Annotated in this window: 3 protein-coding genes; 1 reads left to right on the top strand and 2 read right to left on the bottom strand. The window is 61.9% G+C overall.

All coding sequences use genetic code 11. The features are described 5' to 3' along the window. Window positions 1-182: 182 nt before the first annotated feature. Entirely contained in the window at window positions 183-683 is a 501-nt protein-coding gene (coaD, locus tag EOA60_RS30185; protein WP_095780560.1) for a pantetheine-phosphate adenylyltransferase, read from the bottom strand. A 193-nt stretch (window positions 684-876) separates the two neighbouring features. Here coaD and EOA60_RS30180 point away from each other — a divergent pair, with 193 nt between their 5' ends. After that, complete coding sequence (locus EOA60_RS30180; RefSeq protein WP_082953674.1) at window positions 877-1,029, top strand: hypothetical protein; 153 nt, start codon at window positions 877-879, stop codon at window positions 1,027-1,029. Window positions 1,030-1,077: 48 nt separating this feature from the next. Here EOA60_RS30180 and EOA60_RS30175 read toward each other — a convergent pair. Beyond that, the coding region (locus tag EOA60_RS30175; protein WP_281060793.1) for a DNA gyrase C-terminal beta-propeller domain-containing protein at window positions 1,078-2,101 on the bottom strand (1,024 nt) is incomplete at its 5' end.

Below are 2,101 nucleotides of genomic sequence, written 5' to 3'. Positions count from 1 at the left end.
CAGCGTGATGATCATGGTGTTTTCCTTGTCGGCTGCCGAGGCCGGCAAGGACGCCGCCAAAACGCCGGCAAGCACGACAAGTAACGAAGCGAGCTTTTTCAGCTGCATGAGGTTCTCCGAAAGTCTTTGTTTGGGTGCATGTCGTTGCCCCAAAACCGGGATCCACTTTTGGGCGACATGCACTATTTCGCGAATTTGGCAGTGAGGGCGCCTGCGACGGCCGCCGGCACGAACGGGCGGATGTCGCCGCCCATCGACGCAATCTGGCGGACAAGTGTGGCGGTAATGGTGCGCACTGACGGGCTGGCCGGCAGGAAAACCGTCTGCAGCTCCGGCGCCATGGTCTCGTTCATGCCCGCCATCTGCATCTCATAGTCGAGATCGGTGCCGTCGCGCAGGCCGCGGATGATGATCGAGGCGCCATGCTTCCTGGCGGCGTCGATGACCAGCCCATCGAAGGAGACGACCTTGATGCGGTCGCTGTCGCGGCCGAATTCCGCCTTGGTCGCGGCCTCGATCAGCTTCACGCGTTCCTCGAAGGAAAACAGCGGCGTCTTGCCGGGATGAATGCCGATTGCAGCGTAGACGGTGTCGGCCACGGCAAGCGAAGCCTTCAACACGTCGAGGTGACCATTGGTCAGCGGGTCGAAGGAGCCGGCGTAAAGGGCGGTGCGTTCGGTCATGGCAGGCTTCTAGCGAGCCTCTCCGATAAAGGCAAATCCCATTGCTACGCCCCGTCGTGAACCTTTTCACGGACGTCAACGACAGACGAATGCGACAATCCCGAACGCTTCACACAGCATTCACCAGCTTGCCGCTTCAGGAAATGAAACCAAAGCACCATCTTTATCGTTGTGATCGCAGGAGAACACGCAAATGCTGATCTACATGCTTGCCACTGCAATGACCATCGTGATGCTGATCGCCACCGCATTCGGGTTGCACCAGGAAGCGGCGCGGGTGCGCATCAAGACCAACACCAAGCGGCTCGATGGCTTCGTAGGCCGCAACCTGTACCACCGCCGCTGACTTCCAGCCATGATCGCACCGGCCAAGGGCCGGTGGCGCGCAGTAAGGCTATTCGGGATTTCCCTCGCCCGAATCTTCTGCAGTGTCGGCTTCACCCGAAGGCGCTTCCTCGGCTTCCTCGTCCGACTGCGGCTCCGAAATCCGCTCGACCGACACCACCTTCTCACCTTCGGCGGTGTTGAAGATGGTCACGCCCTTGGTGGCGCGGCTGGCGAAGCGGATGCCATCGACCGGGACCCGGATGACGGTGCCGCCATCCGATACCAGCATGATCTGATCGTCGTTGCCGACCGGGAAGGTCGCGACCAGCCGGCCGATCTCGGCCACTTTCGAGACATCCGTGGCGCGGATGCCCTTGCCGCCGCGACCCGTCAGGCGGAAATCATAGGACGAGGAACGCTTGCCGTAGCCGTATTCGGTCACCGTCAGCACAAGCTGCTCGTGCATCTTGAGGAATTCGTAGCGCTCGTCGGAAAGCTCGGCTTCCTCGCCGATCTCCTCATTGGTCAGCGCGATCTCTTCCTCCTCGGCTGCACCGCCGGCGGCAAGCCGACGCTCTGATGCCGCACGCTTGAGATAGGCCGCGCGCTCAGCCGGTGAAGCATCTACATGTTCGATCACCGACATCGAGATCACGCGGTCGGTTTCGGCCATGGCGATGCCGCGCACGCCAACGGAATTGCGGCTCTGGAAGACGCGCACATCGGAGACCGAGAAGCGGATGCACTGGCCGGAATTCGCCGTCAGCAGCACGTCGTCATTGTCCGTGCAGGTCTCGACGCCGAGGATTTCGTCGCCTTCTTCCTCCAGCTTCATGGCGATCTTGCCGTTGCGGTTGACCTGGACGAAGTCGGACAGCTTGTTGCGTCGCACGGTGCCGCGCGTGGTCGCGAACATCACGTCGAGCTCGCCCCAGCTCGTCTCGTCCTCCGGCAGCGGCATGATGGTGGTGATGCGCTCGCCCTGCTCGAGCGGCAGCATGTTGATCAGCGCCTTGCCGCGCGACTGCGGGTTGCCGACCGGCAGGCGCCAGACCTTTTCCTTGTAGACGATGCCGCGCGAGGAGAAGAAC

The organism is Mesorhizobium sp. M1A.F.Ca.IN.020.06.1.1, assembly GCF_004023265.1.
Classification (GTDB): domain Bacteria; phylum Pseudomonadota; class Alphaproteobacteria; order Rhizobiales; family Rhizobiaceae; genus Mesorhizobium.
Note: the sequence above shows the minus strand (reverse complement) of the source record. Positions and strands in the feature narration are given on the sequence as shown.